This window comes from Agromyces laixinhei (genome assembly GCF_006337065.1).
GTDB classification, from domain to species: Bacteria; Actinomycetota; Actinomycetes; order Actinomycetales; family Microbacteriaceae; genus Agromyces; species Agromyces laixinhei.
The window spans coordinates 1,786,371-1,800,942 of the sequence record NZ_CP040872.1 but is presented as its reverse complement, the minus strand read 5'-3'; the positions used below and the strand labels follow the sequence as shown (position 1 = coordinate 1,800,942).

Sequence of the window (14,572 nt, the reverse complement as noted above, 5' to 3'; positions counted from 1 at the left end):
GACCGTTCGAACGGGCTCAGGCGTCGAAGCGCAGGTCGACCAGATCGCGGTGGATGTCGATCGACGCGACGAGCCGCTGCTCGACGTCTTCGGGCGCGAGGCCGAATTCGAACTCGGCGAACGTCTCGCCGTCGCCGTCTGCGTCGGGCCGGAGGTCGACCCGCACGAGGCTCAGCGAACGGAGGGCGTCGATGTGGCGATCGCCCGAATCGCGGGTGATCGCGTCGCCTGCGGCCTCTGCGTCGTCGCCGTCGAGCACCGCGACGAGGAAGTGCGAGACCGCGCTGCCGCCCGAGTCGAGCTGACCGACGAAGACGCCGCGCAGTTCGTCGTCGATGAGCTCGAGTTCGCCGACCATCGTGGCCGCCGCGTCGAGCGATGCGCTCGACACCTCGTCGGAGTCGGCATCGAGCACGACCTCGACGTCTTGATCGCCGTACTCCTTGCGCTCGGACCAGTAGTCGCCGATGAGGCCGAAGTAGTCGTGTTCGATCGCCATGCCGGTCTCCTTCTCAGCCCACGAGTTTCTGCGCGAAGACGTGCGGGGTGAATCCCGTGAGGTCGCCGATGCCCTCGCCCTGCCCGATGAGCTTGATCGGCAGGCCCGTCTTCTCCTGCACGGCGAGCACGAAGCCGCCCTTGGCGCTGCCGTCGAGCTTCGTGAGCACGAGGCCCGTGACCCCGCCGTGCTCGATGAACGCCTCGGCCTGCGCGAGGCCGTTCTGACCGGTGGTCGCATCGAGCACGAGCAGCACCTCGCTGATCGGCGCCTGCTTCTCGACGACCCGCTTGATCTTGCCGAGCTCGTCCATGAGCCCGCCCTTGGTGTGGAGGCGCCCGGCCGTGTCGATGATGACGATCTCGGTGCCGTCGCGCCTGGCCTGCTCGACGGTCTGGAATGCCACGGATGCCGGGTCCTGACCCTCGCGCTCGGGGCGCACGATGCCGACGCCCGCGCGTTCGGCCCACGTCGCGAGCTGGTCGACGGCAGCGGCACGGAACGTGTCTGCCGCCCCCACCACGACGCTGCGGTCGAAGGTGCGCAGGAACCGGGCGAACTTGCCGATCGTCGTGGTCTTGCCGACCCCGTTGACGCCGACGACGAGCACGACGGCGGGCCGCTCGGTGAGCTTCAACGTGGGATCGTACTTCGCCAGCCGCTCCTCGACGATCTCACGGAGCATCCGCTGCACGTCTTTGGGGTCGGTGGTCTTGTACCGATCGACCTGCGAGCGGATCTGTTCGACGATCTCTTCGGTGACGGCAGGGCCGAAATCGGCCCGGATGAGCGCCGACTCGAGGTCGTCCCACGTGTCCTCGTCGATCGTCTTCGCTCCGAAGACCCCGCGAAGGGCCGCTCCGAGCGACCAGGATGCACGTTCTGCCATGTCACCAGCCTACGGGCAGCGGATGCAGCGGCTCGCCGTCTTCGACGGCAGGAGCCCTCGACTCAGCTCGCCTTCGCCTCGCGCTCTTCACGCACACGCTGGCCGACGACGGCAGAGACCCCGTCGTGCCGCATCGAGACGCCGTAGAGCGCGTCGGCGATCTCCATCGTGCGCTTCTGGTGCGTGATGACGATGAGCTGGGAATCGTCGCGCAGGGACTCCATGGTCGTGAGCAGGCGCCCGAGATTCGCATCGTCGAGCGCGGCCTCGACCTCGTCCATGATGTAGAACGGGCTGGGGCGGGCCTTGAAGATCGCGATGAGCAACGCGACGGCGGCGAGCGAACGCTCCCCGCCCGAGAGCAGCGACAGCCGCTCGATCTTCTTGCCCGCAGGCTTGACGCTCACCTCGATGCCGGTGGTGAGCAGATTCTCGGGATCGGTGAGCGAGATGCTGCCCGCGCCACCCGGGAAGAGCACCGGGAAGACCTCGGCGAATGCCGCTCGGGTGTCTTCGAAGGCGCTGGCGAAGATCGACTCCATCTTGCCGTCGATCTCCTCGATGATCGTCAGCAGGTCCTTGCGGGTGTTCGCAAGATCGGTGAGCTGCTCGGTGAGGAACTGGTGGCGCTGCTCGAGGGCCGCGAACTCCTCGAGCGCGAGCGGATTCACGCGACCGAGCTGCGCGATCTTGCGCTCGGCCTGCGCGAGCCGGCGTTGCTCGTCTTCACGCCGGAATCGGCGGGGCTCGCCCTCCTCGTCGTCGGCCGGGATCTCCTGCTCCGGTCCGTATTCGTCGACGAGCACCTCCTCGGTGAGGCCCAGCTCGGACTCCGCACGCTCGACGAGACCGGCCACGTGGAGCTTCTTCTCGTAGATGCGCAGCTCGAGACCGTGCACGTCTTCGGTGACCGACTGCAGGCGCTCGCGCACCCCGGCCTCCTGCCGGCGCACCGCCTGCAGCTCTTCGTTGCGGCTCGCGCGTTCGGCCTCCGCACGGCCGAGCGCGACGCGGGCCTCGGCCACCGAGGCATCGACGGAGGCGAGCGCGCCGGGCAGCGCCTCGGCGACTCGCGTGGCCGCCTCGAGCTGTGCGCGGCGGATCACGGCGCGCCGCGCGGCATCCGCAGCGGCCTGTCGCTCCGCCTCGAACTGCGCCTCCATGGCGCGGATGCGGGCCTCTTCGGCACGTACACGCTCCTTCGCCGTCTCGAGCCGCAGCTTCGCCTCGACCTCGGCCTCGCGTGCCGTCTCGAGCGCGGCGAGGGCGCCGTCGCGGGCATCGGTCTCGAGCACCGGCCGAGGCTCGGTGCGAGCGGCCTCGAGTGCGACCTTCGCATCGGCGGCGGACTGGGCCGCCTCGGCGACTCGTTCCTCGGCGAGTGCGGCGGCCTGCCGGAGTCGGTCGGAGTCCGCGTCGGCAGCCTCAGCCTGCACACGGGCGCGGTTCAGGCGTTCGGTGCGCTGGGCGAGCTGCGCGTCGAACTCGCGGAGCGCCGCGAGTGCGCGCTTCGACTGCTCCTTCGACTGCTCGACGATCCGGCGCTGCTCGGTGAGCTCGAAGCGGGCGCGCTCGATGTCGCCGCGCACCTCCTCGAGGCGGACGGCGGCGCGGTCGCGTTCGGCGATGAGCTCGATGCGGCTCTGCTTGCGGCCCGAGCCGCCGCGCAGCACGTAGCGGCCGACGACCGTGCCGTCTTTCGTGATGACCGTGGCCGGGGTCGATCGCGTCGCGAGCGCCGCCTCGGCGTCACGGGCGGCGGCGAGATCGTCGGCGATGAGCACCTCGGCGAGCAGGCCGAGCATGCCGGCGGGCGCCGTGACGACCTCGGATGCCGCGGTGAGCCCCGCGACCGGTGCCGCCGCCGCCGGCGCAGCACCCGCTTCGGCGAGTGCCAGGGCGACGCGACCGAGTTCGCCGCGCTCGGCGTGCTCGAGGGCGCGGAACGCTGCGGCACGGTCATCGACGAGCACGGCATCGCTCAGGGAGCCGAGCGCTGCGGCGATCGCGGGTTCGTAGCCGGGCTCGACCTGCAGCGCCTCGGCGAGCAGCCCGCGAACGCCGGCGACGCCGGCGCCGACGAGGGCCGCCGAGCCGTCTTTCTGGTCGAGGGCGAGCGAGAGTGCCTGCGTGCGAGCGCCGAGGGCGCCGTGTTCGCGCTCACGATCGTGCAGCGCTTCGCGGATGCGTTCGATCTCGGCCTCAGCCTCGAACACCGCCGCTTGGGCGAGCTCGAAGGCCTCGTCGAGATCGGTCTCGGCGGTCTCGCCGGTCTCGGCTTCCATCTCGGCTGCGGCGAGCGCCGACGCCGCCGAGGCGCGCCGCTCTGCCGACGCCGCGAGGGCGTGCTCATGACGCAGCACCTCGCCGCGAACGGCGGCGAGCTGCGAGGCCGCGGTGTCGGCCTGCCCGGTCAGCTTCGAGAGATCGAGGTCGTAGGCCGAGACGAGCGCGCTCTGCCGGGCGATGCCCTCGTCGACCGTGTCGAGCTCGGCACGGCGGCGCATGGTCGCCTCGTGCGCGTCGTCGAGAGCGGATGCCGCGGAGCCGACGCTGTCGCGGATACCCGTGAGTTCGGCGACGGCCTCGTCGATCATGGTTCGGGTGACGCTCGGCGCGACATCCGCCTGCTCGGCCGCGCTGCCGAGCAGCGCGATGCGCTGCCGTGCGAGCGAGTCGAGCGAACGCAAGCCGCCCTGAGCCTGCTCGAGCGCGAAGGTCGTCGATCGGGCCCGGTCGACGGCGTCACCGCCCTGCTCCTGCTCGAGCCGGGTCAGCTTGGCCTGGTGCGCCTCGAGCTGGTCTTGCAGCACGAGGCGTTCGGCATGCCGTTCGTGCTCGCTCTTGCCGTGCTCGTCGAGGGCGCGGCGAAGGCCGACGACTTCGTCGGCGAGCAGGCGCGCTTTCGCATCACGCACGACGGCCGCGATCGTGGCGGCCTCACGGGCGACCTCGGCCTGGCGGCCGAGCGGCTTCAACTGACGCCGGATCTCGCCGGCGAGGTCGGAGAGCCGGGTGAGGTTCGCCTGCATGGCGTCGAGCTTGCGCAGCGTCTTCTCTTTGCGGCGGCGGTGCTTCAGGATGCCCGCCGCCTCTTCGATGAATCCGCGACGGTCTTCAGGCGTCGCCCGCAGCACCTGGTCGAGCTGGCCCTGCCCGACGATCACGTGCATCTCCCGGCCGAGACCGGAGTCGCTCAGCAACTCCTGCACGTCGAGCAGGCGGCAGTTCTCGCCGTTGATCGCATACTCGCTCGTGCCGTTGCGGAACAGGGTGCGCGAGATCGTGACCTCGCTGTACTCGATCGGCAGCGCGCCGTCGCCGTTGTCGATCGTGAGGCTGACCTCGGCGCGGCCGAGTGGGCCGCGCGTCGAGGTGCCGGCGAAGATGACGTCCTCCATCTTGCCGCCGCGCAGGGTCTTCGCCCCCTGCTCGCCCATGACCCAGGCGAGGGCGTCGACGACGTTGGACTTGCCGGAGCCGTTGGGGCCGACGATGCAGGTGACGCCCGGTTCGAACGCGAACGTCGTCGGCTGCGCGAAGGACTTGAAGCCCTTGAGCGTCAGGCTCTTCAGGTACATGGCCCCCCGTGCGACTCAGAATGGTGCGGATACCTCGGAAATCGTACCCGAGCGCATGGCTCGCGGCGTGTCGCCCTCGCCGCCGAGGGGCAATCACGGTTGCGGCCGAATCGGCGCGCCGATAGCCTGATCGGCTGCCCGCATCGGTGCGGGCCGGAGAGTGCAGCCCCGCAGATGAACGTCGATATCCGCCCGATCCTGGTGCCCACGTCGCTCGGAGCCCCGGATTCCGCCGACCTCGAGGCCTGCGCAGCCCTCGGCTTCCAGCTCGAACGAGCGAACTGGGGTCACGACCACTTCGCAGAGAGCGCCGCCGAGCTGCTCGGGCGGCACCGCAACGACGTCCATCGCGGGCACGCGCTCTTCGGCGCATGGGACGGCGACACGATGGTCGGAAGGGCCAGCCTCGGCTGGGAGCGTGACGAGGAGGCCGCCACGGTCGAACTCACCCTCGGCGTGCTCCCGTCGCATCGCAGGCGAGGCATCGGTTCGAGGCTGCTCGACGCAGCAGAAGACGTGGCTCGACGTCTGGGCCGGTCGACCGTGGTCGGGTACTCGGATCATCCCGACACCGAGAGCGGCTCCGTCGACGGGCCCGTGCTGCGCGCCCCTGACGGAGACGCCGGGCTCGCGGCATCCGTCGCCACGGCGCGCTTCGCCTCTGCCCGCGGCTATGCACTCGCTCAGCTCGAACGGGTGAGCAGTCTCACCGTGGCAGGTCGCCTCGGCGAGGTCCACCGAGAGCTCGAGTCTCGTGCGGCGCGTGCGAACGCCGGCGGCTACCGCATCGAGTGCTGGACCGATCGCACTCCGGGCGATCTCGTCGACGCCTATGCCGCCGCTCGCGAACGCATGGTGCTCGACGTGCCCGCTGGCGGCGTCACGATCGACGAGGAACGCTGGGACGCCGCTCGCGTTCGCGAACACGAGTCGGAGTCGATCGACGGCGACGCGACGCTGCTCGTGGCCGCGGCGGTGACGGAGGGCGGCGAGATCGCGGGATACACGGAGCTCGAGCTGCCGCTCGGTCGCAGGTTCGCGTATCAGTCCGACACCCTCGTCGTCGGTGCGCACCGCGGCAACGGACTCGGCATGCTCGTGAAGCTCGCGAACCTGGAGCGGCTCGCCGCGACCTCACCCGAGCGCACCGTCGTCTACACGTGGAACGCCGACGAGAACGAGCACATGCTCGCGATCAACATCGCCCTCGGCTTCATCCGATGCGGCCTCGAAGCCACCTGGCAGCGCGTCGACGATCAGCCCGGAGTCCGCTGACGCGCCGTCCTGACCCGCTGGCAGTTGGGGCAGAAATGCGAACCGCGGTTCATGAACTGCTCGCGCACCATCGGCGTGCCGCATCGCGGGCAGGGTCGGCCGGCGCCTCCGTACGCGTTCAGTGAGTGCTCGAAGACACATCCCAAGTCCGGGCTCAGGGTCGGTGGAAAGGGCGGCCATGTAGTCGACGTCGACCCATCCGCCGTCGAACCGGAGCGCGTCGCGGCCGGTGCCCTCGTGCCGGAAGCCGACCTTCTCGTACACGTGCCGTGCGCGAGGGTTGAAGGCGTAGACTTGCAGCGCGATGCGGTGCAGACCGAGTTCCTGCAGGCCGTACGCGACGATCAGCCGGGTCGCCTCGGTACCGAGTCCGCGCCCGCATCCGGCCGCGCCGATGAGAGTGCGGAAGCCGCAGGACAGGTTCTCCTCGTCCCATTCGTTGAGCACGACCTCGCCGAGCACTCGGCAGTCGCCGTCGTCGTTGTCGATCACGGCGAGGACGAGCCGGTCGTCCGCTGTGCTCCACTGGCCGTAGGTCTCGCGCATCCGATCGATCGGCGGATTGGTGACCGGTTCGTCGAGGGAGTGCACCGATCCGGTCAGGATCGCGATCTCGGGGTCGTGGCGCATGATCGCGTCGAGCGGGTCGGCGTCGCTGGCCCGGATCGGGCGCAGGGTGACGCGGTCGCCGCGAAGCGTCGGCTTGTGGCTGAAGATCGTGGGCATTCGGTGCTCCTTCGTGTCGTCGTCGAGGACTGCGTGATCGGCGATCAGCCGGAGACGTCAGCGGTCGCGGGATCCGGCTCGCGGTGGGTTCGGCTCCCGCCGGCGGGGAGGGCGGCTGCGAGCAGGGCGGGTGCGCCGACCAGCACCCAGGGGCCGGGCCCGATCGGGATCCAGATCGCCGCTGGGTCGACGCGCAGCACGTTGATGAGCTTGACGGTGCAGAACAGCGCCCCGGGACCCATGACGACGCGTGCCGGCCAGCGCGGGCGGCACTGACGGACATCCCGCCAGACGACGACGGCGATCGCGATGAGCACGGCGCTCAGGCCGGGATTGAACAGCAGGAACAGCGGCCACGACCCATCCCAGCCGGCGAGGGCGAACGCGACCGTGTTGGTGACCGTGTGGACGACGCCGACGCCGAACAGCGCGACGGCCCCCACGGTGCCCGCCTGCCTGCGCAGGCCGGCCACATTCGGCAGGTCGATTCGTGTGCTCGGGCCTTCGATCACGCGGGATCCCCCTCGGGATGCGATGGTCCGTCGGTGCTTCTATACGAAACAGTATGGTATTTTCTTCTTCAAGTCGGGTTCCGGGAGGCAAGACAAGGCTCGGTGACACTCACGAGCGAAGGGTTGCCGATGTGGCCCGGACGACGAGGCGGCGTTGCTGGAACTCTGCTCAGCGGTCACGAAGGCAGTATCGGTGGACTCGATCGACGCATGGAAGCAGGCCGGCGCAGCGCGTGATTTCGACGCAGCGGTGGCCGTTGTCGCACCTCATGGCGAGCTCGTCTCGCCGCTGACCGACCAGCTCCGGTTCCGCGGCCCGGGCGAGATCGGGCAGCTCCTGGAGGCAGTGTTCGAGGTCGTGTCGGACTACCTGTACGAGCGCGACCTGCGCGGGGACGGGGAAGCCTTCCTGACTTCGAGGGCATGGGTCGGCGGCGTCGAGATCCACGAGTTCCAGCACCTCGAGCTCGACGGGGACGGCGCGAGCGCCAGGATCACCCTGGCCGTTCGGCCGCTTCCAGCCCTCACGGCCCTTAATCGCGACCTCGGGCGCGCACTCGCCCGCAGGCAGGGCCATCCCGCACGCGCTCGAAGGCTCGCCCGCGCCGGGGCGCTCCTCGACGCCGTGGCCCGCACCGGAGACCGGAAGTACGTGCCGCTCGCGGCACCCTGCAGCTCCCGGTGATCACCCGACTCGATGCTCCGACAATCAGGAAGGCAGGCACCTCATGCGTCCCGAACGAACCGCGCGGCCGATGTCCGCCCTCGACGACAAGCGACGCGTCACGAGCCGGACGCCCGGCAGAGTCGTCGCGGTCGCAGCGGCGTGCTGGGCGCTCCCCTACATCGTCTCCAAGGCTCATCACGCCATGCAGGGCCGGCTCGGCGTCCACGGCGGCCCGGCGGTCACCCCCGAGGACGCCGCCGAGTACGGCGGTGCGGCGGAGATCTCGGCCGCGCAGTGGGGCAATGCCGCGGTCGCGGTCCTGATCGCCGTGCTCGTCTTGCTGCCGCTGGGGCCCGTCACGCACCGCTGGAACCGATGGCTCCGTACGCTGCCGGTCATCGTGGCGGCGGCCTTCCTGGCCGGCATGTCGCTGCTCTTCGGGATGCGTGTGATCGCCGGAGACGGCGGGCTCCCGTTCACCCTCTACATGATCGTCTGGACCGCGCTGGTGTGCGCGCTGATCCCGGCCAGCCTGTCGATCCCTCGCCCGAGGGGATGACTGGGATGGCCAGAGCGGTGTTCATGTGCGGTCCGGCGGGCTCGGGGAAGTCGACTTACGCTCGCCGGCTCGAGGCAGAGGGCTTCCAGCTGCTCTCGATCGACCGCGAGGCGTGGGAGCGTGGGCACCGAGCGATGCCGCTCCCGCCGGACGCGGAGTCCGCGATCGTGGAGGACCTGCGAGATCGCCTGCTCGACCTGGTGCGCCGCGGCCACGACGTGGTGCTGGACCTATCGTTCTGGTCGCGGCGGATGCGTGAGGAGTGGAGGTCGGTCCTCGCGCCGACCCGCGTGGTGCCCGAGACCGTGCTGGTCGCGACCGACCCAGGCACTGCGCTGGCCCGGGTCGAGAGGCGATCCGCCGCGCAGCCCGACGGGTTCCCGCTCCCGGCCGACGTGGCCCGGCGGTAGATCGACCACTTCGAGCCGCCCTCCCCGGACGAGGGTCCGTTGACGATTGTGTCCGAGCCGGCGTGAACGCTCCGTCGGCTCACGCGGGCGGCCTTCGAGGTCAGCACCGACTATTGCGACGTGCAGGAGTTGCACGGTGCCGACGAGTCCTTCCTGACCTCGCCATGATGGTGGGCGAACGCTGCAGCCGCAAACGCCGGAGCTGGTAAATGGCAGGTCAGTCTCCGGCGCTGACAGTCGGCATCGCGTGGGCAGCGACGAAAGGCAGGATGAGCGATTCGATCGCCGCCGGTTCCTCAACAATCGGCGTATGCCCGATGCCGGGCAGCAACCGGACCTCGGCACCCGGCACGGCACGATAATCGGCAGCCGAGGAGGATCGCCATCGTCGGTCTTCCGCCCCGAAGACCACCATGAGCGACATGCCGAGCCTGGTCAATCGCTCCGGCAGGGGCCGTTCGGCGAGATAGGCCAACGAGGCGCGGGTCGTCCCGACGAAGGCGTCGAAGCTCACCGCACGCACATCGTCCACCATCTGCTGGGGAACCTCGAAGTCGGGGCGGCTGAACGCGGAGGTCATGGCCTGGCGGATCTGCGCGTCGCTCAACTCCGGCCACTGCGCCCGGTCGATGGCCAGATCAGGAGCGATATAGGCATTCACATGAGGTCCGGTGTTGATCAGCGTCAGCGCGGAGATGATCTCGGGGCGCAACTCCGCCAGCGCGGTGGCCACGGCCCCTCCGGTGGAGTGCCCGATCAGGACCGCCTGTTCGATGCCGATGTGGTCCAGGGTCCGTGCCAGCCACCACGCCTGGTCGGTGATCCCGTAATCACCGCTGGCGGGGACCGGTGAGCAGCCATGACCGAGCAGGTCCGGCCGGATCACCCGGTGAACGCCGGCCAGCCTCGGGACGAGCGCGTCCCATGAGCGGCCCGAAGCACCGGTGCCATGGACCAGCACGAGCGCGGGGGCGTCTGGTGATCCGTCTTGGATCACGTGAAGGATGTCGGAGGTTTCTCTCTGAGTCGTCATGGGACCACTCTCGCGACTCCCGCGTACCCAGGCTTGTACGAATGTTCCTTCGGTAGACTCAGGTGATGCGGTTCACCGCTTCCGGAACCCCGACAATGGTTTGGGATGTCGCCCGGCCTGAGCAGCCGAGTCGGATTCGCGGTGTCTGGATGGCGGGTTTCTCCGATCGAGACATGCCACCTACGGGCCATCGCCTGGTCGCGCATCCGACCGTGACGCTGGTGTTGGATTTCGGTGCGGAACCGCCGCTCGTGGATGACGCCTCCGGGCGACGGCACCGGGGAAGTCTGGTAGCCGGCCTCGGTCTCGGCGGCGCGGTGAGAGTGCGCGGGGAGAACATCGACGCTATACAGGTACGCCTCTCGCCTCTCGTCGCCGAATCTCTGCTGGGCGTCAGGCTGGCCGACATCGCCGGTGGCCTGGTGTCCTTGGACGACCTTTGGGGAGCGGAGGCGGTCCGGATCGGTGAACGACTGACCGATGCCCGCTCCTGGCCAGAGCGGTTCGCGATCGCCGACACCGCGCTCGCCGATCGCTGGGCCGAGCAGAGGCTGGTCGATCCGCAGGTGCAATGGGCCTGGGAGCAGATGCGCCTCGGCGGCGGGGATATCCGAGTCGACCGGCTGGCAGCCGAGCTGGGATGGAGTCGAAAGCGGCTCTGGTCTCGGTTCCAGTCACAGATCGGACTGCCGCCGAAACAGGCCGCGAGGTTGGTTCGATTCGATATCGCCGCCCATCGGCTGGTAGCCGGGCATCGGCCGGCTCTGGTTGCTGCGGACTGTGGCTACACCGACCAGGCGCATCTGCATCGAGAGGTCGTGGCCTTCGCCGGGGTCACCCCCGGCACCGTTCCCAACGAACCGTTCTTGGCAGTCGATGCCACGGCATGGCCGACTGACCTGCGACAGCCCCACGCCGAGGGCAGGCGCTACATGCGTCACTAGCGCCTCCAACAGATGAGCGTTATAGCTCACCCCAAGCTGTGTCAGCACTGTCAACAGCAGCGTATCGGCCGTCTGGATCGCTTCGTCACGGCGTAGCTCCTCCACCAACGCATCGGGCTCGTCCGCAAAGAAGCGCCCGGGCGCCGGTTGAGGGCGGCAGGAAAGGGCTTCCGTGCATAGGGCGCGAGCACGAGCTGCTTGCCATTGGGCTCACGCTGCCTGCTGCTGGCGACCGATGTTCGACGGCTTGCGCGCGGATGTGTGCCCGCCGGGCCCCGGCGCGTTGCGCAGAAGGTCGTCGGCGCGGCCGGGCTGCTCGGAGGCATCGCCCTGGTGCCCCTGATCTCGATGTCGATCATCGCCTGGGACAAGGTCGACCCCTTCGCCGCGCGACCGTCGCCGCTTGATCAAACTCCGGGTCGAACGGATCCCGCGCGATATGGGCGATCGGCGACGGCAACTTCGCACCGCCCTCGTCGTACATCAGGTGACCGAACGTGCGTTGATCGTCGAAGCGCAGATCGCTGCCACCATCCTCGAAGGTGAACCGCGCCCGCTCGTGCGGAGCGATCGCCGTATCAGACGACGTGATCAGCATCTGCCCGCTCATCCCCAGATGCATAAGCAGCGCGTCCCGATCATCCAGCATTAGCCAGAGGTACTTGCCGCGACGCGCAGTCCCCGTGACCGTCGCACCAACTATCCGTGCCGCCAGATCCTCAGGACCCGCCACGTGCCGACGCGCGGCCCGCGTGTGTCGAATGACGGCCGCCGCGATCGTCCGGCCACGGACATGATCGTCGAGTCCTCGGCGCACGACCTCGACTTCAGGGAGCTCAGGCATCGTCCGTAGTTTCCAGTCTCCGGCCGACAGCTACGTCGGGCCGGTTCCCTTCGCTGAGCGCCGGGCTACGATCGTGCCCACACACCTCGAAGTCACGTGCAGCGTTTCGAAGCTCTGCGCATTGACGTGCAGTGAGTCGAGGCGAGCCGTCCGACCGAAGATCGGAGTTGCAAGTACCAGGTATCCGCTACCGCTTTCGCTGGCAGGAGCGGCAAAAATGGCTCGAGCGGTTCATGAAACGCTCACGCACGATCTGGGCTCCGCAGCGCTTGCATGGCAGTCCCTGACGCCCATAGACATTGAGGTTTGCTTGTGAAGTACCGGATGCCCCGTTGACGTTCACGTACTGGGCGTCGAAACTCGTGCCGCCCTCGGCGAGCGCCTTGCCGAGCACCTCGCGCACCGCACCGAGCAGGTCGCGGGCGCGCCGCCGGGAGAGCGAGCGCGCAGGCTGCCCGCCGTGCAGCCGCACCGCCCAGAGCGACTCGTCGGCGTAGATGTTGCCGATGCCGCTGACGACCCCCTGATCGAGCAGCACGCGCTTGATCGCCGTGCCCCGCTTGGCGAGGGCCGCGAAGAAGGCGCGGTCGGAGAACGCCGGATCGAGCGGGTCGCGCGCGATGTGAGCGACCTGTGCCGGAACCTGCCGCGCCCACTCCCCCGAAACGCCGTCGGAGAAGCCGCCGACCTCGCCATCGGCCGTGGGAACGAGGCGGTCGATCGCGAGCGAACCGAAGATGCGCTGGTCGACGAAATCGACGCGCAGTTCGCCGTGCTCGGCATGCTCGAGGTGCAGTCGCACTCGGGCGTGGGCATCGGTGCTGGGGTGGTCGGGCGTTCGCAGCAGCATCTGACCGCTCATGCCGAGGTGTCCGACGACCGCACGGCCCGAACGTCGCTCATCGCCCGACAGCGGCAGCCAGAGGAACTTGCCGCGGCGCACGGCCGCCTCGATGCGCGCACCCGTCAGCAGCGCTTCGAAATCGCCGGATGCCGCGTCGTGCCGCTTCAGCGAACGAGGTTCGAGCACCTCGACCGCCGACACGACGGCGCCGGTGACGGCCGGAGCGAGTCCGGCCCGCACCACCTCGACTTCGGGCAGTTCGGGCACGTCAGTGCGAGTTCAGCACGGTCCAGGCTTCGAGCGCCGCGGCCATCTCGGCCTGCTTCTTGCTCGAGCCCTCGCCCGACGCCTCGACGAGGTCGCCCACGGTCACGGTGGCGACGAAGTGCTTGTGGTGGTCGGGGCCGCTCTCGGCCACGGCGTAGACGGGTGCAGTGGCGCCGCGACGCGCCGCGATCTCCTGCAGGCTCGTCTTCGGGTCCATGGCGGCACCGAACCGTGCCGGGTCGTTCATCAGTGGTGCCACGAGGCGCAACACGAGCGCGGTCGCGGCATCGCCGCCTGCGTCGAGATAGACCGCGCCGATGATGGCCTCGACGGTGTCTGCGAGGATCGACGGCTTGTCGGCGCCGCCGGTCATCGTCTCGCCCCGGCCGAGCCGGATGAAGGGTCCGACGCCGATCTCGCGACCGACCTCGGCGAGTGCCACGCTCGAGACCAGACTCGCCCGCCGCTTCGCGAGCTCACCCTCGTCGAGATCGGGGTGATCGCGGAAGAGCTTGACCGTCACGGCCTGCCCGAGGATCGAGTCGCCGAGGAACTCCAGGCGCTCGTTCGTCGGGATACCGCCGTTCTCGTACGCGAAAGACCGGTGCGTGAGCGCGAGGAGGAGCAGGGCGGGATCGATCGAGGTCTGCAGGCGTTGCTGCAGTTGCTCGAGCGTGCGATCCTCAGCCCCGGTGAGCTCCGTTCGCGTCACGACCGGTCGTTCGGGTGCCTGGGGCCGACTAGACGTCGGCGACCTTGCGGCCCTTGTACTCGAGGAAGAGCGGGGTGCCGGCGGCATCCTCGACGACCTTCGCGCGGTGCGGGAGGCTGTAGGTGACCTTGCCGTTCTCCACGGTCTTGACCAGCGTGGGAACCTCGGCCTTCCACTGCGAACGGCGCGCGTGGGTGTTGGAGCGTGACTTCTTCCGCTTCGGAACAGCCATGACTATCTCTCTTCTCTCTGCTGGTCGGCGTCGGATGCGTCATCCGCGTCGTTGTCTTCGGAAGCCTGGAACCCGGCGAGCGCGGACCAGCGTGGATCGCTGTGCTCAGGGGTGACGAGTTCCGGATGATCGGCCAGTCGGAGCCCGGTCTCGGGGTCGAGACCCGGGCAGTCCGGTCGGCACACCGGCTGGAACGGCAGTGCCAGCACTACCGCATCTCGGATGATCGGTTCAAGATCCACGTGGTCGTCTTGAACCTCAAACTCGATGGCTTCCCCAGAATGATACCCGAAGAGTTCCTGGAACTCGACTTCGACCGGCAGTGCGATGTCGATCAGGCAGCGACCGCACTCCCCCTCGGCGACGGCGTCGACCTCTGCGGTGACGAGGATGCCCTCGTGCACCGACTCGAGACGAACCTCGAGATCGAGTTCGGAACCGGCCTTGACCGAGACGAGTCCCTCACCCATCCGGTCGCCGGCCGCGACGGCGAATGCGTGCTCGCGCATCTCGCCCGGCCGGTTGACGAGGTCTCGCACGTTCACTCGGAACGGAGAATGCTTGGTGTCCACGAGCGA

At 69.1% G+C, this 14,572-nt stretch carries 15 protein-coding genes and 2 pseudogenes; 5 read left to right on the top strand and 12 right to left on the bottom strand.

Translation table 11 applies throughout. The features are described from left to right. Positions 1-16: 16 nt before the first annotated feature. The 3 genes from FHG54_RS08450 to smc form a co-directional block, all read right to left on the bottom strand. Entirely contained in the window at positions 17-499 is a 483-nt protein-coding gene (locus tag FHG54_RS08450) for a hypothetical protein (protein ID WP_139416877.1), read from the bottom strand. A gap of 13 nt (positions 500-512) precedes the next feature. After that, positions 513-1,388, bottom strand: coding sequence for a signal recognition particle-docking protein FtsY (ftsY, locus tag FHG54_RS08445; RefSeq protein ID WP_139416876.1), 876 nt, complete (start codon positions 1,386-1,388; stop codon positions 513-515). A 62-nt stretch (positions 1,389-1,450) separates the two neighbouring features. Beyond that, on the bottom strand, positions 1,451-4,969 hold the full coding sequence (gene smc / locus FHG54_RS08440) for a chromosome segregation protein SMC (protein ID WP_139416875.1): 3,519 nt from the start codon (positions 4,967-4,969) through the stop codon (positions 1,451-1,453). A 174-nt stretch (positions 4,970-5,143) separates the two neighbouring features. On the opposite strand from smc, the gene FHG54_RS08435 reads away from it, so the two are divergent. Then, positions 5,144-6,244, top strand: a complete 1,101-nt coding sequence (locus FHG54_RS08435; protein ID WP_139416874.1) for a GNAT family N-acetyltransferase — start codon at positions 5,144-5,146, stop codon at positions 6,242-6,244. On the opposite strand, the pseudogene FHG54_RS16355 reads toward FHG54_RS08435, so the two are convergent. The 3 genes and pseudogenes from FHG54_RS16355 to FHG54_RS08425 all read right to left on the bottom strand — a co-directional run. Beyond that, positions 6,226-6,378 (bottom strand): annotated as a pseudogene (locus FHG54_RS16355) (zinc finger domain-containing protein); the annotation flags it as partial. The gene FHG54_RS08435 and the pseudogene FHG54_RS16355 overlap by 19 nt on opposite strands. Positions 6,379-6,544: 166 nt before the next feature. After that, a pseudogene (locus tag FHG54_RS16770) lies at positions 6,545-6,874 on the bottom strand (GNAT family N-acetyltransferase); the annotation flags it as partial. Between the two features lie 140 nt (positions 6,875-7,014). Next, positions 7,015-7,482 carry a hypothetical protein gene (locus tag FHG54_RS08425; protein WP_139416872.1) on the bottom strand — a complete coding sequence of 156 codons (468 nt, stop codon included), beginning with the start codon at positions 7,480-7,482 and terminating at the stop codon, positions 7,015-7,017. Between the two features lie 193 nt (positions 7,483-7,675). Between FHG54_RS08425 and FHG54_RS08420 the strand changes: the two genes are divergently transcribed. Genes FHG54_RS08420 through FHG54_RS08410 form a run of 3 tightly spaced genes read left to right on the top strand, consistent with a single transcriptional unit; the run spans position 7,676 to position 9,118 of the window. Further along, complete coding sequence (locus FHG54_RS08420) at positions 7,676-8,167, top strand: nuclear transport factor 2 family protein (protein ID WP_139416871.1); 492 nt, start codon at positions 7,676-7,678, stop codon at positions 8,165-8,167. A gap of 43 nt (positions 8,168-8,210) precedes the next feature. Next, on the top strand, positions 8,211-8,708 hold the full coding sequence (locus tag FHG54_RS08415; RefSeq protein WP_139416870.1) for a hypothetical protein: 498 nt from the start codon (positions 8,211-8,213) through the stop codon (positions 8,706-8,708). A 5-nt stretch (positions 8,709-8,713) separates the two neighbouring features. Further along, positions 8,714-9,118: a P-loop nucleotide/nucleoside kinase family protein gene (locus FHG54_RS08410; RefSeq protein WP_198169701.1), complete on the top strand. Its 405-nt coding sequence runs from the start codon at positions 8,714-8,716 to the stop codon at positions 9,116-9,118. A gap of 217 nt (positions 9,119-9,335) precedes the next feature. On the opposite strand, the gene FHG54_RS08405 is transcribed toward FHG54_RS08410, so the two are convergent. Then, on the bottom strand, positions 9,336-10,151 hold the full coding sequence (locus FHG54_RS08405) for an alpha/beta fold hydrolase (RefSeq protein WP_139416869.1): 816 nt from the start codon (positions 10,149-10,151) through the stop codon (positions 9,336-9,338). A 65-nt stretch (positions 10,152-10,216) separates the two neighbouring features. Here FHG54_RS08405 and FHG54_RS16945 point away from each other — a divergent pair, with 65 nt between their 5' ends. Further along, the gene (locus FHG54_RS16945) at positions 10,217-11,095 is read left to right on the top strand and encodes a helix-turn-helix domain-containing protein (RefSeq protein WP_139416868.1); all 879 of its coding nucleotides are present in this window, start codon (positions 10,217-10,219) and stop codon (positions 11,093-11,095) included. Between the two features lie 355 nt (positions 11,096-11,450). Here the strand turns inward: FHG54_RS16945 and FHG54_RS08390 are convergent, their stop codons facing one another. The 5 genes from FHG54_RS08390 to FHG54_RS08370 form a co-directional block, all read right to left on the bottom strand. Continuing rightward, entirely contained in the window at positions 11,451-11,939 is a 489-nt protein-coding gene (locus FHG54_RS08390; RefSeq protein WP_232333620.1) for a DNA-formamidopyrimidine glycosylase family protein, read from the bottom strand. A gap of 187 nt (positions 11,940-12,126) precedes the next feature. Next, positions 12,127-13,050 carry a bifunctional DNA-formamidopyrimidine glycosylase/DNA-(apurinic or apyrimidinic site) lyase gene (mutM, locus tag FHG54_RS08385; RefSeq protein ID WP_139416867.1) on the bottom strand — a complete coding sequence of 308 codons (924 nt, stop codon included), beginning with the start codon at positions 13,048-13,050 and terminating at the stop codon, positions 12,127-12,129. A gap of 1 nt (position 13,051) precedes the next feature. Then, positions 13,052-13,762, bottom strand: a complete 711-nt coding sequence (gene rnc / locus FHG54_RS08380; RefSeq protein ID WP_232331275.1) for a ribonuclease III — start codon at positions 13,760-13,762, stop codon at positions 13,052-13,054. A 28-nt stretch (positions 13,763-13,790) separates the two neighbouring features. Continuing rightward, positions 13,791-13,994 (bottom strand): 50S ribosomal protein L32, encoded by a 204-nt coding sequence (gene rpmF / locus FHG54_RS08375; RefSeq protein WP_139416865.1) that lies wholly within the window; start codon positions 13,992-13,994, stop codon positions 13,791-13,793. A 2-nt stretch (positions 13,995-13,996) separates the two neighbouring features. Beyond that, complete coding sequence (locus tag FHG54_RS08370) at positions 13,997-14,566, bottom strand: YceD family protein (RefSeq protein WP_232333621.1); 570 nt, start codon at positions 14,564-14,566, stop codon at positions 13,997-13,999. Positions 14,567-14,572: the final 6 nt, after the last annotated feature.

Bases quoted from the DNA above. Each gene is read 5' to 3' on its own strand.
- ftsY (WP_139416876.1), bottom strand. From the start codon at position 1,388: ATGGCAGAACGTGCATCCTGGTCGCTCGGAGCGGCCCTTCGCGGGGTC.
- rpmF (WP_139416865.1), bottom strand. From the start codon at position 13,994: ATGGCTGTTCCGAAGCGGAAGAAGTCACGCTCCAACACCCACGCGCGC.
- FHG54_RS08405 (WP_139416869.1), bottom strand. From the start codon at position 10,151: ATGACGACTCAGAGAGAAACCTCCGACATCCTTCACGTGATCCAAGAC.
- FHG54_RS16945 (WP_139416868.1), top strand. From the start codon at position 10,217: ATGCGGTTCACCGCTTCCGGAACCCCGACAATGGTTTGGGATGTCGCC.
- FHG54_RS08435 (WP_139416874.1), top strand. From the start codon at position 5,144: ATGAACGTCGATATCCGCCCGATCCTGGTGCCCACGTCGCTCGGAGCC.
- FHG54_RS08410 (WP_198169701.1), top strand. From the start codon at position 8,714: ATGGCCAGAGCGGTGTTCATGTGCGGTCCGGCGGGCTCGGGGAAGTCG.
- FHG54_RS08450 (WP_139416877.1), bottom strand. From the start codon at position 499: ATGGCGATCGAACACGACTACTTCGGCCTCATCGGCGACTACTGGTCC.
- FHG54_RS08415 (WP_139416870.1), top strand. From the start codon at position 8,211: ATGCGTCCCGAACGAACCGCGCGGCCGATGTCCGCCCTCGACGACAAG.
- FHG54_RS08390 (WP_232333620.1), bottom strand. From the start codon at position 11,939: ATGCCTGAGCTCCCTGAAGTCGAGGTCGTGCGCCGAGGACTCGACGAT.
- smc (WP_139416875.1), bottom strand. From the start codon at position 4,969: ATGTACCTGAAGAGCCTGACGCTCAAGGGCTTCAAGTCCTTCGCGCAG.